This is a genomic window from Shewanella sp. MTB7 (assembly GCF_027571385.1).
Taxonomy (GTDB): Bacteria; Pseudomonadota; Gammaproteobacteria; order Enterobacterales; family Shewanellaceae; genus Shewanella.
Genome location: NZ_CP085636.1, coordinates 5,862,038 through 5,880,273, shown reverse-complemented (window position 1 = coordinate 5,880,273; position 18,236 = coordinate 5,862,038). Strand labels below are relative to the sequence as shown.

Genomic DNA, 18,236 nt, shown 5'->3' with positions numbered 1-18,236 from the left:
CGCTTAGGCTATAATCCGCGCCGAGTTGGCCAGACAGTTGCCGCGTTCGCAAGAACGGGGAGGAAAGTCCGGGCTTCATAGAGCAGGGTACCAGGTAACGCCTGGGCGGTGTGAACCGACGACAAGTGCAGCAGAGAGGAGACCGCCTTCTTGATTTATCAAGAGGGTAAGGGTGAAAGGGTGCGGTAAGAGCGCACCGTACGGCTAGTAATAGTTCGTAGCAAGGTAAACTCTACCCGAAGCAAGACCAAATAGGGTTCCATACGGCGCGGCTCGCGTTGGAACCGGGTAGGTCGCTTGAGCCTGTGAGCGATTGCAGGCCTAGATGAATAACTGTCCACGACAAGACCCGGCTTATCGGCCAACTCACCTAATAACACGAAAACCGCATCTCGAAAGGGATGCGGTTTTTGTTTATTCGCGTCATGAACTATGGGTGGCATTATTTATTTGATTGGTGCTGCCTATGCCATTACTTTGCTCAAAAAAGCTATTATGGATGGCACCGTTAATTCTCGCTAATTTAAGTAACTGAGATTCAACCCAATCACGTCTATGGTCATAGTTTTTGCCAGTAAGAGCGTCATCGCCAAAGAGAAATGCTCTTCTAGTGACGCGACTACAGCAATGATACATAGAGGTATCTTCTAAGCTAATTTGAGTTTTTCTTGGGCGTGGCATAACAACCTCCCGTGTCTACCAATAATCAAAGCTTAGTAGGGGGAAGAAAGTTACGCCATTAACGATGGGTGGCACATATTTATTTGGTGGCACCTATTTTTTCTTTTGGATTAAGAGCGTACAAAGATAGACACTTGAAGCTGTTGAGATCTCACTGGTTGTCAGCCGTTGAGACGCTGCAGAATTTAGTTAGGGCTCCACAAGCATGCTATTAAATTCGTGGGGCTCCCTCAGGCTCTGACCCCTTTATCTTATCTTATATATTTTTTCCTCTACCTTAGAAAATACCAAACACAAACATTTACAGCAACTAGAGAATAAACGATTACATTATGAATATGAATATCTCTTGATAGAGTATTTAACATCTCTTCACTTTGGTATGCTTCTAAGAATTTTTCCATCTTATAAATAGCTAATAGCCCAACAGCTAAAAACATGAATATTAGCTCGAATACATATTTATCAAAAATAGCAGAAAGGTCTTTAGATATATAAAAGACCACCCCTGCTATAATTAAAGTAGGCAATCCAAATACAGGTAATATTAGCATTGTCACAGAATTACCGTGTTCAAGCTTTTTCTTTCTGTAATATGCATAGCCGCCAACTATAAAACTTCGCAAAAAATACATTTCACCTCCTAATGACTAACCTCTTGAACACCTAACATTTTGTGAAGGAAACTAGCAGGGGTGCTATCATATTCGCGCCTAATACCTTTCATATCACTTCCGAGTTCTTGAAGTGTTGATCGAGTATTTTCAAATGCTTTAACGTTCGATCTTTTAATCATAATAATGCCGTTTACATCATCTTTGGAAAAAACATAATCAGCAATAAAATATGCTGCTCCAGCTACAGCTCCGCCCCTCATAGAGATAAGGGCTATTGCTGTATCAGCGGCAATTTCCCCCTCATATTCAGCGGCTGTAATGTACCCTTTTTCGAAAGCTTCCCTATTTGCCTTCGCTGATACTACCACAGCAGCCACCCCTAATAGACCACCTGCTCTTGAAGCAAACTGAGTGACATTTTTTAGTGATATTTGATTAATCTTGCCAACTTTAGTATCTTCTAATTTACCTAGTCCCCTAGATTGTCCTGATGATTCAAAATCTCCCATAGGGGGAACTAAAGTCTTTCCATTTGTTAAACTCTCAACACCACCTAGTACTGCCGAGCCAAATGCCATTCCAGTAGCTAATTCAGAAGTAAGGTTATCATTATTATCAACATTTTTTTGAGCATTCTGCTGAGGACTGCCAATATCACTTATTGCACTAGCTATTTTTCCTGTTCCAGCAGACATTGCAGAACTGACGTCAGCACCATTTTTAAAGTTAACATCTTTTACAACAGCTGAACCAACCGTTTTTCCATCAACTTTAACGTCAACTTTCAAATCTCCACATGACTTGATACGCGTGCCAGTTGCTGCTGTACAATACCCAGTCGGATCTGTCCCCGCCAGCGGATTATTCATTATATACGAATACGGATTAACACTCTGGGTCGACGTCGGACTCTGGATCAAAGGATCCACTGACATAAAGCGACCCAAGTTATAGTCATACACCCGCCCATTCATATGGATCAGCTTTTGCTCGTTCAGGTGCTCATAAATTAAACCGTGCCATCCATATTAAAATACTACTATCAACAACCCCCTTGTTAAAGCTACAGCCATGCAATCTTGCCAGTCTGAACGTATTTTTTAAGAGCGATTGAAGTTTTGAGATAAAACTAATGATTTTTGAAAGATATAAGGTGGGTAAAACAACATGTCAGGCACAATGAATAGCTCAGAGTTGAGCACGATACGTTAGCTGTTTTATAAGGGCTTGTCGGCTACCTTTGGCCGCTAAGAATCATCAAAGTGTCGGCACGACTGACTGTAATGTCGTCGTCTCTTATCTAGATGTTCGCAATATAGAGTCACCTCTTGCAATGTCCCAACAGGCCCCTTGAAGAGTTTACCAAATTCATTGGTGATTTTAAGCCAGTTTTCTACTGAGATATTTAACCTAGTCAAAATCTGTTGGCTTTGTGCACTGATTGCACCTCGTTTATCATGCCTTATGATACGCCCTGTCTCATCTACCAAGGTAAGGTAGTCTTTAACATTGAACATCAATCCTTTAGGCATATTGTTACTCTCATTACCCACAAATGGCAGCAAGCTTTTAGGCTGCTCGCCTTTGATTGCAGATTTTACGCGCCTTTTAATGCTGGTGTGTGCTGAACCTTCTGGCGTTTCGGCCATCTTAGCGCGAATGGGGTTTAGGTCGACATAAGCCATACACGCTAATAGGGCTGCCTCATCAAGCAAGGCCTGTGACTTGAACCTCCCCTCCCAAAACCTTCCTGTACACTTATCTTCTTTATTTGCCATGCGGGCAATCGGCTCATTGAGACAACGCATAAACCAAGAAATATCACTCAGCCTACTTCGATACTCCGCAATTACATTTTTCAGCTGATTGACTTCATGGTCAGCGATCACCTCACCCTTAGCAAATTTTTGGGTGATGTCAGTACCTTTAAACAGTTGATGCCAGCGCGTCACCACATCCAACTCTGTCCAGCTATTCGCTTGGTAAATATCTATCTGAAGTACAACATGCAGGTGATTAGACATTACAGCATAAGCCGCTATGTCTATGGCAAAAATCCCACCAAGTTTAAGTAACTGCGATTCTACCCAGCCACGACGGTGGTCATAGTTTTTGCCTGTATACTTATCATCTCCAAATAAATATGCACGGCGAGAAACTCTGCTGCAACAATGATATGCGGGCGTGTCTTCGATACTGACTTGAGTTCTTCTTGGCCGCGGCATAACTACTCACTTATTACAATTATCATCTAATAAAATAAGCTTAGTAACGACTAGCAATACCGCAAGTTATTATGGATGGCACCGTTAATTATTTATGGATGGCACCGTTAATTATTTATACTCTGCGTAGACGTCGGACTCTGAATCAAAGGGTCCACCGACATAAAGCGACCCATGTTGTAATCGTACACCCGACCGTTCATATCATTAACGATGGGTGGCACATATTTACCGTAGCCACTAGCAATACCGCAAGTTATTATGGATGGCACCGTTAATTGGTTTTCCTTAATGGATGTCTTGAATTCGGAATATATCTAAGTGATATTCACCTGTTTCTTCCCATGCATAAGGAAAAAGCGCTTCTGAATCTCTATCTAAGATCAAATTTATGGCCTTAACAATATTCAAATTAAAGGTTAGGCTTTTAGGTTTAGCAGCCACAAGCATAGCTAGATCTTTAACTAACAAACTAAAATTAGAGTCATTTGGGCCCAAACTTGAAAACAACACCCCACTTTCACTTGTTGATAATAAGTTGAATATACTTCCCGCATTTGCCGAAGTTAGCTTTACGACGCCATAAAAAATAACATCATGATCATTGACAATTTCTTTTTCAAACAAAAAATTAAGTGGCCCAAGCCTAAAGTCCTTACTCAACGCTCGACCTAATCCATAATGCCTAACTATACGAGTATCCGTTTTCCAAACGGGGCTAGCAATGAAGCAATAAACGTCAGATCCACTCGATGAATATCTTTCAACGACAGCATCAAAAATCAGAGCTGACTTTCTCCAATTAGAATAGCTTACCGTATTAACTAGTAATTTCAGAACACTGACTACACCTCTAAGAGCTGCCTTATCAAATCGATTAAATTCATAATTACTATCTTTTACATTAAGAACATATTCACTAGAAAGTTTGTTCATAACATTAGTACTCATAATGCCCCTTTGTTCCGCCTGTCCCGTGATTATTAAAATGAGATTTATCGTACTGTCCCCCATCAGGAAACTTATGACCTGCAGGATGGTTTTGAACTTTTCTTCCTCCTCCAAAATCATACTCTGTAGCGGTTCTACGTGTATCTAATCCGTCAGCTTTTAGGTTCTTAGTATGTGTTGTATGGGGTTGACTTGTTGGTATTCCTGCATCTCTTTTTGCGGCTCGCAAAGCGGCTCTCTTCGATTCAAATTGCTGAACATTTTTTGGTGACACACTCTTTGCAACATCAGGAATTCTAACTTTTTTAAGCGCAACATCAACAGCTACTTCGCCCGCTTTTTTAGCTACCACTGCCGCAGTGGCCATAGAAAGCCCTGAGTTTTTGTACTCATCGATGACTTCACCACTCGCATCAATCACACCTTTAACGGTATCAACTGCTGTCGCGAGAGGCGTCATCGAGAGAATACCAGTCATATCCCCTTTTACTGAGCTATAACCTTTAGCAAAGTTAGCATCATTTCCATAACTTTGTTGTGATATTGCTTTTTGACTTCCAATATCATTAACTTGATACCCAGCGCCAGAAAGTTTACCAGCAACTGCATTTTTAGCCGAACTTCGTGCAGCGCCATTCCCACCAGAGAAAGTTACAGTGGTTTTATCTCCTGAGCCAGAAACTGTAGCTGTCACCGTTTGTTTAATGTTGCTTCCTGTGGTGGAGACTTTTATCTTGTACTCAGTAACCTCCGCCTCATACCCTGTCGGATCCGTCCCTGCCAGCGGATTATTCATTATATACGAATATGGGTTCACCGATTGCGTCGACGTCGGACTCTGAATCAAGGGATCCACCGACATAAAGCGACCCATATTGTAATCGTACACCCGACCGTTCATATGAATCAGCTTCTGCTCATTCAAGTGTTCATGGTCGGTGAAGCCGCGGCGATTACGGTTAGTATCGAGCAAGTCACCAAAGCTACCAGAGACACTGGCGGTTGCCGTGCGACCAAAGGGATCAAAATAACGGCGACTGATCACATTGCCCTGATGATCCACCATAGTGGTAGCACTGCCGAGTCTGTCCCGTAGGGTATAGAGCAGTTGATGACTCTTTTGCGGCGTATAACTGAGCACGGCAATATCTGCGATGTAGGCGCGCCAGCTGCCGTCGTTGTCGGTTTCAAACAGCTTATCGACATAGTGAGTCTTAGTAGTAGATCCGCTGACTGTGCGTGTTTGCAGGGCGCGCATATTGTCACTGCCGTACACAAAGGCTGTATTGGTATTACTATTATTACTAGAATCCGGGCCTCGACCATTAATGGTTAAGGGTTTATCCAGCGCATTGTAGGTCATGGTGAGGTCGTCACCACTGATCAAGTTTCCGCGCCTGTCGTACCTGAAGCTGACCTTAGTGCCATTAAGTTTAGTGATGGCGCAGACGGCATTAGGGCCTGCATTGCTGCCCGAAACACAACTGCTATTGTACTCATAGGCATTAGCGGTACTCGCGCTGTAGTCTGACTTTTTAAGCAGATTACCCACGGCGTCGTAGCCATAATCGACAGTAGCGGCGAACTTAACCGGATTGTCATAGATGGCGAAGCCTGCGTTGCTAAAGCTGTACTGCTCCAAGCGGTTGAGGTCGTCGTAGGCATAGCTCTTCTCTAATCCACTAACCGCATTACGCTCAGCCGTTAGGTTCATAAAACTGTCGTATTGATCATAATAATGATTATGCAGTAGGCCCAAGCTGCTGGTGACTTGAGTGCTGGCCATGGTGCCTTCGCTGTTATAGCTGCTGCTTTGGCTTAACAGTGCGTTGGCCATCTGACTGCCAGTGAGGTGACCGGCGGCGTCCATGTCGGTCACTGTGCGATAGATGTACCCCGATGCCGCATTGCGGGTTTGATTGAGGTACCCCGTATCGTTATAGCGATACTCAAGGGTTAAGTTGTTAGGGTAGGTTAACGCTTTAGGGCGACCGTAGAAACTATCATATTGATGTTTGACGGTGCGCGTGACATTGTCACCACCGTGACTGCTGGCTACGGTGACTGAACTTGTGGCCAGTTGCAGATTACTTGTGTAGGTGTAACTTCGACTGATGCCATTTTCACTTTCGCTACTGAGCATGCCTTTTTTAAGGGTATCCCAAGTGTAACTGGCTGTGCCATTGGCATTACTGCCAGTGATGGTTTTACTGGTAATACGGCCTAGTGTATCGAGGGCAAAGGTTTGAGTGACACCGTTCGCATCGGTTTGGGTATCGAGCTCACCTAAGGAGCTATAGCCAAAGGTGGTGATGCCTTGGTTAGGGTCATCAACCTCAGTCTTATGGCCAAAACCATTGTAGCTGGCCTTTATCTTACTGTTGTTGGCATCCTGAATCACCAAGGGGCGTCCGGCGCCGTCATAGGCGAATCGGTTACTGTTATCTGCGGCATCGATGGTTTCATAGAGCAGCCCCTGCATGCCGTAGGTGCGTGACATGGTGCGGCCTTCAACGTTGATATCGGTTTTAAGGCCTGTGTAACTATAGGTGGAGATTAAGCCGCCTGACTCACCATTAGGTAAACTGCGACTCGTTGGTCTGTCGAAGCCATCGAAACCACTGAAAATAGTATATTCCGGCGTATTGCCGTCGTAATAGGGCAGAGATTCATGGGTTAAGTGACCTAAACTGTCATATTTTTTATCGAGATATTGATAGTTGCTACCATCAAATGCTTGAGTTGCACTGCGCAGACTGCGGCCTAGGCTGTCTAGGTAAGTTTCTTGGCTTGGCATACCTGCAGATGTTGTGCGAGTCATCAGTTTGGCATGTGTTGGTGCATGGCTACCGCTGGAGGCTAACAAGTATCTTAGGTATCTTGTTGGGCTGCCAGTTTGGCTCATCTGCACAGGGCGGCCGATGGCATCATACTGAGTTTGGGTGATGATGCTGTTTGGCGCGGTAACCTTAGTCGGCACGCCTAAGCCCATGTCGTATTCAGTGGTCGTCACATGCCCCTTAGCGTTAGTGACTTTATAGGGCTGGTAACCGTCATCGGCTTGGCTGCTGCCGTTTTTGGTATAAGTGAATGAGGTGCTTCGCGCCGTTAATGCACCACAACTACTGCTATCACCCGTGACACTGACTTGTGTCGGTAAGCCATAACTATTGAGCGCAGTCGACTCTACCCGACTACAACTGCTGCTGGCAGTGTAGGTCGCTTGAGTTGGTTTGTGGTGCTCTGCATCCCAACTGTCGACGGTGAAGGTTTGCCACTGCTCGGTGTCCGTATTTGCATAGGGGTCGCTCGCCCAGCCACGCGCCGTGACGCTAGTGGTGGTGGTTTTAGACTCGAATTTACCCAGGAACCAGTTATTTGTGTCGGGGATGAACACGGTATCAACCACCGTTTGGTAACTGTTAGCGCCGCCATCAATATAATCGGTGACGGTTTTGATGCGTTTTTTGATATTGCCATGCTCAGTGACATCGGCAGTAGCAATGGTTTGCTCGACGCTGGAGCGCTGCTCACTAGACCCGCTTAGGCCATAGCTATGAGTGACCGTGCTGGTATTGATGTTGTGATAGACACCGCTAATATTGTGTTGAGGATTTTCGGCCCAAGTCTGCTGTGTTGTCGCAACAGTCGTGCCATCGATTTTAACCGTTTGGGATTCTAGTAGGCTGACCTCGGGGAACTTTTGTTTAAAGACGCTAGTAGTGACGCGATTTCGCGCGACATCTTTCTCGATTATCTCCCTAAAGCCGGTGAATCCTCGGCCTTGCAGGTTATACATGGCGCCTTTGTAGCCGTATTCGGTCTCATTGGTGCCGTTTACGCCGTTACTTTGCTCAAAGGATTGCACCACATACATGCTAGAGCCAAAGTGGATGTAACCATCGCCGACATAGTCATGGTCGGTGTGGTACATCTCAGGTTGACCTGCACTGGATTCGCCAGTTGAGAGAGGACGGTAACGCCACGAGCTTTGATTGCCTATGCCGTCGGTGACAGATTTTAGGTAGTCCGTTGCTGCGTAGTCTGAGTAACTGTTGCCGTTGCCAGCTCCGTAGTTACGCGAAATATAATGGCCCTCTTCTGCAACTAAATTACTTGAGGCAAGGTTGGGATAAATAGCGGTATTAACATGCGTTTTAAATACAAACAGCATATCGACTAAGCCGTCACCAAACATATCAACCATGGATGCTTGTGGGGTACCAATGAAAGAGGTGTTAACCGTCACTGGCTCAATTTGGCCATTAGCATTAAACTCAAACTTTATCGCATTATATCGGTATATGCTTTTATCTAAACCTAAGGGAATGGGTCTGTTGACTCCTGGCGTATGAGCAACTTGATATTGTTCGTATATCTCATCGCCACAAACCTGCTTTAGGACTGTCCCGTGATAGATTTTGCCGCACGATTCAAGAAGGCGCTCTCCCGGAGTGAGCAGCTCAGGAACTCCATCACCATCAATATCCATTACTTTAAACGCACTAGAATATTTAGGAAAACTGAACTCAATGGACTCTTCACCAGCATTATTTGCCAACGTTGCATATGAACGGGACTCAAGCACAGCTTGGTTAAAGCTTACCGCTTCGGTAAACTCTGCTTTACCGTTATTGAGGCGATACCAAAGTTCATTAGGTTGATTGGGCTTAGCTTCATTGCGCTCCCAGTAGAGCCAATCAACTAAACCATCGCCGTTGATATCCATCATGAACTCAAATAGCTCACTGTCTATCCCGGTATTTCGGCTTAGGTAAGGTAAGTTTTTACTTGAAAAACTGCCGCCTTGATTTAACAAGAAAGTACGAGGCCAAGAGCTTGATACGCCAAAAGCATTCTCTAATACTTTATTAGTAATGAGTATATCAGGCAGCCCATTGCCATCGGCGTCGCCCACAAATGAGATACCATCAAATGGAGAGCCTGGGTTACTCGCGTTGTAGCCATAGGTATGAACTAACTGGCGTTGGCTTTCACTATAGGGAGAGTTAGCATTGCCACTATGGGGATATAGATACAGCTTGGCATTAGAGTAGGCTGGTTGCTGACCTTTTCGAATAATTAAATCAGGCCATCCATCTCCGTTGTAATCTGCTGCATTTAACAGGGCATCTTTAATTTCCGGCATTGATACACCAGTATTAAAAAATGGACCTATGCCATCAGTGGTTGATAATGCAATGTGCAGGTATCCAGCATCTACTTTAAAGTTATCTGTTTTGCCATCTTGATTAGCATCAAACATAACCGTTGTCGTACTAAAAGTTAGATTGTCAAAGGCGCTATTATTGAGCTCTATTTCGTGCTCTCTAATCACTGCTTGTTCTGCAGAGGTGTAATAACTCAGTGAATCTAATGTACCGTCGCCATCAATATCACCAAAGGGTAATATTGCTTGGAATTTTTCACCACTCAGTCCCCTTAACGGGTATTTAGAAATACCATCATCAATGACAGTGTATTCACCTAAAACAACCTTACTCGCAGTTTCAGACCATGAGAAACGAGTGAGTGGACTACACTGCTCTGTACCTGAATTAAAACCACATTGCTGCACGTTTTTAAGCAAACTTCGCTTACTGGCATCACTCAGTCCGTAACCCACTTTATATTTAGCTATCTGTCTGCTTGTACCGCTATAGGTATTGATATTTTTAAGACGACGTTGAGTGATTAATTGGCCACCTGCCATATAACTTTTACGATTATCGGTTCGGTTTTCATGGATAAACTCAACAATTCTATCCCCGTGAGATCCACTTGAACCGGTATAGTAAATTTTGGATAACAGATGCTCACCAGCCACACTGGTATCATATTCATAATCAATAGTGTTGTTACCATCGGCCCAAGACTCTTGGGTTACTTTCCAAGTTAACGTTGTGGTTAAATCACCAAGCACGAAGCGGCTATTAGCGTTGCTGCCATAGGTTGCTTGTGAGCCATCAGGGCGATGCACTGTAAAGCTAGTCGATGAGCCATTAATTTCCCCCGATTGCACCACTCTGACGAAGCGGTCCATCTCGGTGCGGTATTCGGTTCCACTGGTGCCATAACTGTCATTGCTACTTAAGGTAATAAGTCGCTGACCATTGAAACAGAGTCTGTCGGTATCGGCATTAAAGGTAACTGCGCGGGTGAAACCGTCTTGAGCCTCGGTTGCACCACAGCGACTAATGGCTGAAGCTGCATTAAGCGACCAACCCACACCAGCTATGTCATTACCACCTTGTGAGTTATAACTTAAAGCGACATTAGGTTGAATACCGTTGCGTCCAGGTGGCAAGTCGATAGGGATTTGGTAGCTGGCTTGGCCGCCGGAAACGCCTGCCTTGCCTTTTAAGACAGAAGCCGTTAAATCGATAGTCTCAGATGGGGCTGTGTTACCACCACCAGTATCTGTAACTGATACGAGTTCCGTTTGTCTCCAAGCTGGTGGTAGAATAACCGTTACAGAGGGTGATGTTTTCCAATCACTGCAACCCGATGTGTTACACGCATTGACTCGATAACTGTAACTGCCATCGACATTCAGCACCTGTTCATAACTTGTTCCTCCTTGAGAAACTAAGGCTGTCCAAGTGCCATTATTCGTATTTTGTTGCAGGTTATAACTGGTGGCGCTTGAACTTACTGCCCAGCTAATATCAACATTGCCATCAGTTACCGTAGAAGTAGGTACTGAGATACTGTCAGGAGCTGTAGGCGGCAACAGCACAGTTACAGTCGATGATGTACGCCAATTACTGCAGCCCGAGGTATTGCAGGCTCTTACACGATAAATATAATTACCATTGGTTCTTCCTGCGCGGGTATCGCTGGTGGCTGCTAATGTACCGGACTCCCAAGCACCACCATCCTTCTGCTCTTGCAATGTATATTCAGTTGCCGTTGTTGAAGCGGCCCAAGCAAGCTCTATCACGCCATTAGTGTTTGTTACCGTAGGAACAGAGAGGCTAGCTGGAACAGGAGGTGGCAATAGTACTGTCATTGATGAAGATACACGCCAGCCGCTACATCCAGAGGTATTACAGGCTCGTACTTGATATTTATAACTCCCCGTTGGACGGCCAGTTCGGCTGTAATTTATTGCTGTCGATGATGCGAGAGTAGACCAAGTCCCACCATTCACACTCTCTTGCAGTGCATAGCTTGTGGCTGTACTTACTTGAGCCCAGCTAATTGTGAATGAACCACTGGTACTGGTTGAAGGCACACTAATTGATGAAGGGGAAAGCGTATTGGTAAACGTGTTTGAGTATTTATAGCTACTGCAACCACTGGAGTTACAAGCTCTGATAGCGTAACGGTAAGTCGCATTGGTGCGGTTGATATAATTTTTACTGGTGCCGTTTATTGTTTCATGGGTCCAGCCTCCACCATTTACACTTTGAGCTAGTGTGTAGCTGGTTGCTGTATTAACGGCAGACCAACTGACAGCGAAGCTTGAGGTGTAGTTGATCAATGGTATCGTAATTGTACTGGGTATACCGGGCTTGTTTAACACGTTAAATGTGCCGCTATATTTCCAGCCACCGCAAGCCGAGGTATTGCATCCTCTTATCGCGTATTGATAAGAGGCATTTCCTCTACCTGAATAGGACTTGCTTACACCAGAAACAGTAGTATAACTCCAGTTACCCCCGTTAATTCGTTCCGCCAAGGTATAGCTTGTGGCGGTTGAAGTCGCAGACCAACTAATAGTAAAGCTACCATTGGTTACTGTTGACGTTGGAATTGAGATGCTTGATGGAACTGGAGGTGGTAGCAAGACTGTGACAACAGATGAAGTTCGATATCCACCACTGACTGAGCCATATTTGGCTTTAACTCTATACTGATACGTATTGTTTGTTTGCCCCGAAATACTTTTAGAAACAGAGGTGCCAGTGTAAATGCTGCTCCAGCCGCCTGAGCCAACCTTTTGTTCTAACTGGTAACCTGTTGCGCCTGAAACTGCTGTCCAGTTGATTGAGTAGGCCCCATCGGCATCATTTGAGGGAGCTGAGATTGAGCTTGGTGTTTTGACGACATAAGTGACGGCAGATGCACGATAACCACTACAGCCAGAAGAGTTACAAGCTCTAATACGATAGGTATAGCCCCCCGAGTCTCGACCTGTACGAGAATAGCTTGTGGTCGTTAATGTTGAGCTAAGAGTTACCCAGTTACCACCAGATTTTAACTCTTGTAAGGTGTATTTGGTTGCTGTACTTGCTGTAGCCCAGCTAAGAGCAATAGTACCATTAGTGCTCGTTGAGGTTGGTACATTCATACTTGTTGGTATTGGTGGTGGTAAGTGAACCGTCACGTTTCCAGAAGTTCGATAACCTCCACAACCAGATGCATTACAGGCACGTATTCTATATTTATAAGTACCGTTTGTTCGGCCAGTTCTAGAGTAATTAATTCCAGTTATGGAGCTACTTACCGTTATCCAACTGGCATTATTTCTACTCTCTTGTAATGTATATGTAGTGACCTCCCCTGTAGCTGACCAACTCACTGGGATAATGCCATTTATTACTGTTGATGTTGGAACATAAATTGATGCTGGTGATGAAGGAATATGTAGAACCTGTGTGCTTTTTACTGCGCTCCAAGCACTACAGCCAGAACGATTACATGCTCTGGCTTTATAATAAATAATCCCAGATTCTTTCCCTGTTATATGATAACTCAACCCCGTTATCTGTGACCCTATCGTTCTCCAGTTTCCTCCCTCTTCTTTTTCTGATAATTCGTAATGAGTTGCAGTTACTGATGGCTTCCAAGATATGTCGTAGACACCCGTGGATAGGCTGGGAGTTGTAACTACAGTTGTATATGGAGCGTGCAATACCTCTACATTATTAGACGTTCTTACTGAACTACAAAGGCCTGACTTGCAGGCTTTTACTGAATACTTATAGAATCCATTTGCTCTTCCTGAAACAGAAAAACTGAGATTAGTAGACCCTGAACTTATTGTGCTCCATGCGCCACTATTGACACTTTCAGATAATGTATAAGTTGCACCAGATACTGAAGACCAACTTACGGTATAGCTTCCGTTCGAATCGAATGAGGGAGTTGTTATACTAGATGGTGCTGAGGGGCGAAGGATCACTGATACTGGAGAGGAAGCTTGCCAACTACTGCACTGAATACTATTACAAGCTTTTACTCTATACTTATAGCTGCCCGAACTTGATGGAGATGATCCAATACCTAGAGCATTCCCACTGTACTTTTCGAGCCAACTACCATTATTAAACTGCTGTTGTAATTCATATCTAGTAGCACCTGTAACAGTGCTCCAAAAGACCAGAAAGTTGCCGTTTTCAGTTCCAGTTGGGACTGTGATACTAGTCGGTGCAGGGATAAAAGTAGGTTGTCCTAGCTGTAACATAGTCCCATAACTGCCACACCGACCCAATTCACAGGCACGAATTTTGTAATAGTAAACTGCATTTGTTCTGCTAGAAAGTGATATAAATCGTGGTCCACCACCTATAACATTACATCCACCACCACGGGCTTTTCTCGCCGAGCGAGCAAAGCCCGTACTGCCACCTCCAGAATTTCCTGCACCACTGTAAACTGTTGACCATAGGCTGCCATTGGTCGATTCTTGAATCTCATAAGATGTGGCATTACAGCTATTTATGGAATTCCAATCGAGCTGAACACTCGTTGAATATTTTGTTCCAGTAAGTGATGGGGCTGTTGGGCCTGAAACTGAATTAGCAGGAAAAGAAAATAGAAAAAATACAGTGAAGAGAAGCTTCATCATCCATGAAGTAGGGCGCATAACAATCCAGTTTTAAGTCAAAGGCTGAGCAAAACGTAACATTTTGAAACATTGTGTCAACAATGGCTGGCTTTGGCTTTATTGCGCTTTCGCTATGAAATCAACTGATGCAAGTCTTGATTGTTAATGGCAAAAATCTTCATTATATGGTTAGTGTGACTGCTATAGAGGCGTATGTGTATTAATTAACTCTCAATAAACAAGGTTTGTTTTTAACCTAGATATATGATTTTATTTATTTAATTCTGGTGTGGTACTTAGGAGGTAAATTAAGGGGTAGGACGATTTAACAGTAAAAAACCATCTTATTAATATAACAAGATGGTTCACATGAAACTAGTTCGTAATTGGCTTATGGTGTGTTCCGATTCATTTTAACATTCTTAAAACCTAGACTTATGGCTTAGTTATTTTAGCTAGCACTTCTCTTCGATAAGATAGTAGGCTAAATACTCCGAAGACGAAGACATTGAGGTAATCGCTTTGTGTTAAGGGTAAAAGAGTTTTGAACAGACGGTGAAAGATAAGCGTTTGTATGCTGTGCATCACTAAAGTTAATAGAAGTAAGGTGTTAAGTATCAAAGATATATCACCTTCAAATGGCATAACTAGGTTGTAGCCCATCATAAACCAGGCTACTAGCGTAATGGCTTTACCTGCGGCGATCATAAATTTCATACATTTCTCTTAAGGCTGATATTGATATAAGCGGTAGATTACTTGGCCCGCTTTTTTCTCTTTCAGTTGGACCCAGTTTGCAGGAACACTTAGGTGAGTGATTTCACTTTCGGTTTCCACATAAATCTGCGCGTTTTCTTTAAGCCAGTTATGTTGTTCGAGTAGTGCTATGGTTTTCTCGGCTAGTGCTTTCCTGAAAGGAGGATCTATATAGACGATATCAAAAGCTTCAGTAGGTTGTACTGTCAGTAACGCTAAGGTGTCGCCTTTAACTACTTCAGCTATCTCTGGAGCGCATTTTAGTGTTTTTAAGTTTTGTACTAACTGCTGTGCTGCATTGGCTTGTAACTCGAACACCTTGGCATAACTTGCGTATCGGGAAAGGGATTCGAGGCAAAGTGCGCCACTGCCACCGAAGCAATCGAGTACACGAGCGCCAGCGAGATCGCCTGCTAGCCAGTTGAAAAGTGTCTCTCTGACGCGATCGGTTGTTGGTCGTAACCCTTCAAGATCGTGAATGGGTAAACGTCTTGAACGCCATTGTCCTGCAATTATGCGCACTTGACCGCTAGAAGGTCGATTATTAGCCATCTCAATCCTGTTAACTTAAATATTGGTTGTTATTGGTACTGCGATTTTGCCTGAAGAAAGAAAGTGGTAGACTGTCTCGCTTATTTATCCTCAAGCTTTTTCGGCATGCTGAATCCAGCATCTTGGAAGTGGCTTGGGTATATAGACCGCCATTTTAACTCAAAGAAAGTCTAAATGGTGTATTCCTGTGCTTTAAAGCGAAAAATCGAGGGTTTTGCTGCATATTTGCATCCATGTTTTGGTTATAATGTGCCCCAAATTAGATGAATGTAGAGTGGCTTAGGCGCCCTGCATTTGAAATGAAAGTTAGTTGAGTATCGGTAATTCACATGGCAAAGAAAGGTTTTTTTTCCTGGTTCCGCAAAGATAAGTCGACAGACGAAGTTAACACTCAGGAAGTTGAAAATGTAACAGATTCTCAAGAGTTAGCACGTCTTGAAGCTGAAGCGGTAGAGTTGGCGCGTGTTGATGCATTAGATTTGGCACATGCTGAAGCCGAAAAAGCAGAGCAAGCCCGTGTTGCAGCTGAAGTGACAGAACATGCTCGAATTGAAGCTGAAGCTGAAGCAGCAGAGCAGGTTCGAATTGAAGCTGAAGCAGCAGAGCAGGCTCGCATTGAAGCCGAAGCAGCAGAGCAGGCTCGCATTGAAGCTGAAGCAGCAGAGCAGGCTCGAATTGAAGCTGAAGCAGCAGAGCAGGCTCGCATTGAAGCCGAAGCAGCAGAGCAGGTTCGCATTAAAGCCGAAGCAGCAGAACAGGCTCGAATTGAAGCTGAAGCAGCAGAACATGCTCGCATTGAAGCCGAAGCAGCAGAGCAGGCACGCATTGAAGCTGAAGCAGCAGAACATGCTCGCATTGAAGCCGAAGCAGCAGAGCAGGCACGCATTGAAGCCGAAGCAGCAGAGCAGGCACGCATTGAAGCCGAAGCAGCAGAGAAGGTTCGTGTTGAAGTGGAAGCTGCACAGCAGGCTGCGGTTGATGAAGAACGTCAACCTGAGCCTCAGGTTAAGCCTGTAAAAGAGGGCTTCTTTGCTCGTCTTAAGCGTGGGCTTAAACGTACCAGTGAAAACATTGGTAGCGGCTTTATCGGTCTGTTTAAAGGTAAGAAGATCGATGATGATTTGTTCGAGGAATTAGAAGAGCAGCTGTTGATCGCTGACGTGGGGGTTGAAACCACCACGCGCCTGATTAAGAATTTGACAGAACAAGCCAGTCGTAAACAATTGAAAGATGGCGAAGCCTTGTATGAGCTGTTGCGTGAAGAGATGCAAAAAACATTAGAACCTGTCTCTATCCCACTGGTACCTGAAAGTGCCGATGGTCCATTTGTTATTTTGATGGTGGGTGTTAACGGCGTTGGTAAAACCACGACGATTGGCAAGTTAGCTAAACAGTATCAGGCTCAGGGGAAATCGGTTATGTTAGCAGCAGGTGATACTTTCCGTGCTGCCGCGGTTGAGCAGTTACAAGTGTGGGGCCAGAGAAACAATATTCCTGTTATTGCTCAACATACTGGCGCAGACAGTGCTTCTGTATTGTTTGATGCTTTGCAAGCGGCTCGGGCTCGTAACGTTGATGTTTTGATTGCCGATACAGCGGGTCGATTACAGAATAAAACTCACTTGATGGACGAGCTTAAGAAAGTCGTTCGAGTGATGAAAAAGCTAGATGAAAATGCGCCTCATGAGGTGATGCTAACCTTAGATGCGTGCACTGGACAGAACGCGATTAGTCAGGCTGAGTTGTTTAAGCAAGCCGTTGGTGTGACCGGCATTACCATCAGTAAGCTTGATGGCACCGCTAAAGGTGGCGTTATTTTTGCGATAGCTGATAAGTTTGGTATTCCTATTCGTCATATTGGCGTCGGTGAGCAGATTGATGATTTGCGAACCTTTGATGCGAAAGACTTTATCGATGCACTCTTTACCCAAGAGAGTGACGAGAAAAAATAGTTCAAATAATAAAATGGACAGTGAACCTAGATGATTCAATTTGAGCAAGTGAGTAAAGTTTATCCTGGCGGACAGAAAGCATTGTCGGATGTAAACTTTCATCTCAAACGTGGCGAGATGGCCTTTCTAACGGGCCATTCGGGTGCAGGTAAGAGTACCTTGCTCAAGTTAATCACGGTTATTGAACGAGCCAACGCCGGACGCGTGCTGATCAATGGCCACAATATCGCTGATCTATCTCGCAAAGATGTGCCCTATTTAAGGCGCGATATCGGCATGATCTTCCAAAACCATCATCTATTGATGGAGAAGAGTGTGTTCGATAATGTCGCGCTGCCTCTGGTTATCGAAGGCTTCTCCCATGGTGAGATCAAAAAGCGAGTTCATGCAGCTTTAGACATGGTTGGCCTCTATGGCAAGGAGCGTCATAGCCCAGTCATGTTGTCGGGCGGTGAGCAACAACGAGTGGGTATTGCGCGTGCGATTGTCAATAAACCTCCTTTGTTGTTGGCCGATGAACCTACGGGTAACTTAGATCCTAAGTTGTCGATGGATATTCTGCGTTTGTTTGAGACGTTTAATGATTCTGGCACCACGGTTTTGATTGCTACCCATGACTTAGGTCTGATCGCCAGAATGAAGTACCGTACTTTGACCCTTAAGCAGGGGCATGTGTTGGGGGGCGATGAGTTGCCTTCAAGCTCAACAAACGCATTTAACGTTTAAC

The 18,236-nt window shown here is 44.5% G+C and carries 9 protein-coding genes, 1 other RNA gene and 2 pseudogenes; 3 read left to right on the top strand and 9 right to left on the bottom strand.

The annotated features are described in order from the left end of the window. Window positions 1–21 precede the first annotated feature (21 nt). Window positions 22–373: RNase P RNA component class A (gene rnpB / locus HWQ47_RS25570), an RNA gene on the top strand. Between the two features lie 137 nt (window positions 374–510). On the opposite strand, the pseudogene HWQ47_RS25565 reads toward rnpB, so the two are convergent. The 9 genes and pseudogenes from HWQ47_RS25565 to rsmD all read right to left on the bottom strand — a co-directional run. Next, window positions 511–681, bottom strand: a pseudogene (locus tag HWQ47_RS25565) (transposase); the annotation flags it as partial. 272 nt (window positions 682–953) lie between these two features. Further along, window positions 954–1,316, bottom strand: coding sequence for a hypothetical protein (locus HWQ47_RS25560; RefSeq protein WP_269968768.1), 363 nt, complete (start codon window positions 1,314–1,316; stop codon window positions 954–956). Window positions 1,317–1,324: 8 nt separating this feature from the next. Beyond that, window positions 1,325–2,167, bottom strand: a complete 843-nt coding sequence (locus HWQ47_RS25555) for a hypothetical protein (protein ID WP_442802103.1) — start codon at window positions 2,165–2,167, stop codon at window positions 1,325–1,327. A 24-nt stretch (window positions 2,168–2,191) separates the two neighbouring features. Next, window positions 2,192–2,272, bottom strand: a pseudogene (locus HWQ47_RS28170) (RHS repeat-associated core domain-containing protein); the annotation flags it as partial. 273 nt (window positions 2,273–2,545) lie between these two features. Continuing rightward, a complete protein-coding gene (locus HWQ47_RS25550; protein ID WP_269968767.1) occupies window positions 2,546–3,523 on the bottom strand; it encodes a transposase in 978 nt (325 codons plus the stop codon). Between the two features lie 288 nt (window positions 3,524–3,811). Beyond that, the gene (locus HWQ47_RS25545) at window positions 3,812–4,474 is read right to left on the bottom strand and encodes a hypothetical protein (protein ID WP_269968766.1); all 663 of its coding nucleotides are present in this window, start codon (window positions 4,472–4,474) and stop codon (window positions 3,812–3,814) included. Next, window positions 4,464–14,288, bottom strand: a complete 9,825-nt coding sequence (locus HWQ47_RS25540; protein WP_269968765.1) for an RHS repeat-associated core domain-containing protein — start codon at window positions 14,286–14,288, stop codon at window positions 4,464–4,466. The genes HWQ47_RS25545 and HWQ47_RS25540 overlap by 11 nt, the downstream gene beginning before the upstream one ends. Before the next feature lie 396 nt (window positions 14,289–14,684). Further along, the gene (locus HWQ47_RS25535; RefSeq protein WP_269968764.1) at window positions 14,685–14,966 is read right to left on the bottom strand and encodes a DUF1145 domain-containing protein; all 282 of its coding nucleotides are present in this window, start codon (window positions 14,964–14,966) and stop codon (window positions 14,685–14,687) included. A gap of 9 nt (window positions 14,967–14,975) precedes the next feature. After that, window positions 14,976–15,557: a 16S rRNA (guanine(966)-N(2))-methyltransferase RsmD gene (rsmD, locus tag HWQ47_RS25530; protein WP_269968763.1), complete on the bottom strand. Its 582-nt coding sequence runs from the start codon at window positions 15,555–15,557 to the stop codon at window positions 14,976–14,978. A 329-nt stretch (window positions 15,558–15,886) separates the two neighbouring features. Between rsmD and ftsY the strand changes: the two genes are divergently transcribed. Next, a complete protein-coding gene (gene ftsY, locus HWQ47_RS25525; protein WP_269968762.1) occupies window positions 15,887–17,509 on the top strand; it encodes a signal recognition particle-docking protein FtsY in 1,623 nt (540 codons plus the stop codon). A 30-nt stretch (window positions 17,510–17,539) separates the two neighbouring features. Then, the gene (gene ftsE / locus HWQ47_RS25520) at window positions 17,540–18,235 is read left to right on the top strand and encodes a cell division ATP-binding protein FtsE (protein WP_269968761.1); all 696 of its coding nucleotides are present in this window, start codon (window positions 17,540–17,542) and stop codon (window positions 18,233–18,235) included. Window position 18,236 lies beyond the last annotated feature (1 nt).

Bases quoted from the DNA above. Each gene is read 5' to 3' on its own strand.
- HWQ47_RS25535 (WP_269968764.1), bottom strand. From the start codon at position 14,966: ATGAAATTTATGATCGCCGCAGGTAAAGCCATTACGCTAGTAGCCTGG.
- HWQ47_RS25540 (WP_269968765.1), bottom strand. From the start codon at position 14,288: ATGCGCCCTACTTCATGGATGATGAAGCTTCTCTTCACTGTATTTTTT.
- HWQ47_RS25560 (WP_269968768.1), bottom strand. From the start codon at position 1,316: ATGTATTTTTTGCGAAGTTTTATAGTTGGCGGCTATGCATATTACAGA.
- HWQ47_RS25550 (WP_269968767.1), bottom strand. From the start codon at position 3,523: ATGCCGCGGCCAAGAAGAACTCAAGTCAGTATCGAAGACACGCCCGCA.
- ftsE (WP_269968761.1), top strand. From the start codon at position 17,540: ATGATTCAATTTGAGCAAGTGAGTAAAGTTTATCCTGGCGGACAGAAA.
- rsmD (WP_269968763.1), bottom strand. From the start codon at position 15,557: ATGGCTAATAATCGACCTTCTAGCGGTCAAGTGCGCATAATTGCAGGA.
- ftsY (WP_269968762.1), top strand. From the start codon at position 15,887: ATGGCAAAGAAAGGTTTTTTTTCCTGGTTCCGCAAAGATAAGTCGACA.
- HWQ47_RS25545 (WP_269968766.1), bottom strand. From the start codon at position 4,474: ATGAGTACTAATGTTATGAACAAACTTTCTAGTGAATATGTTCTTAAT.
- HWQ47_RS25555 (WP_442802103.1), bottom strand. From the start codon at position 2,167: ATGAATAATCCGCTGGCGGGGACAGATCCGACTGGGTATTGTACAGCA.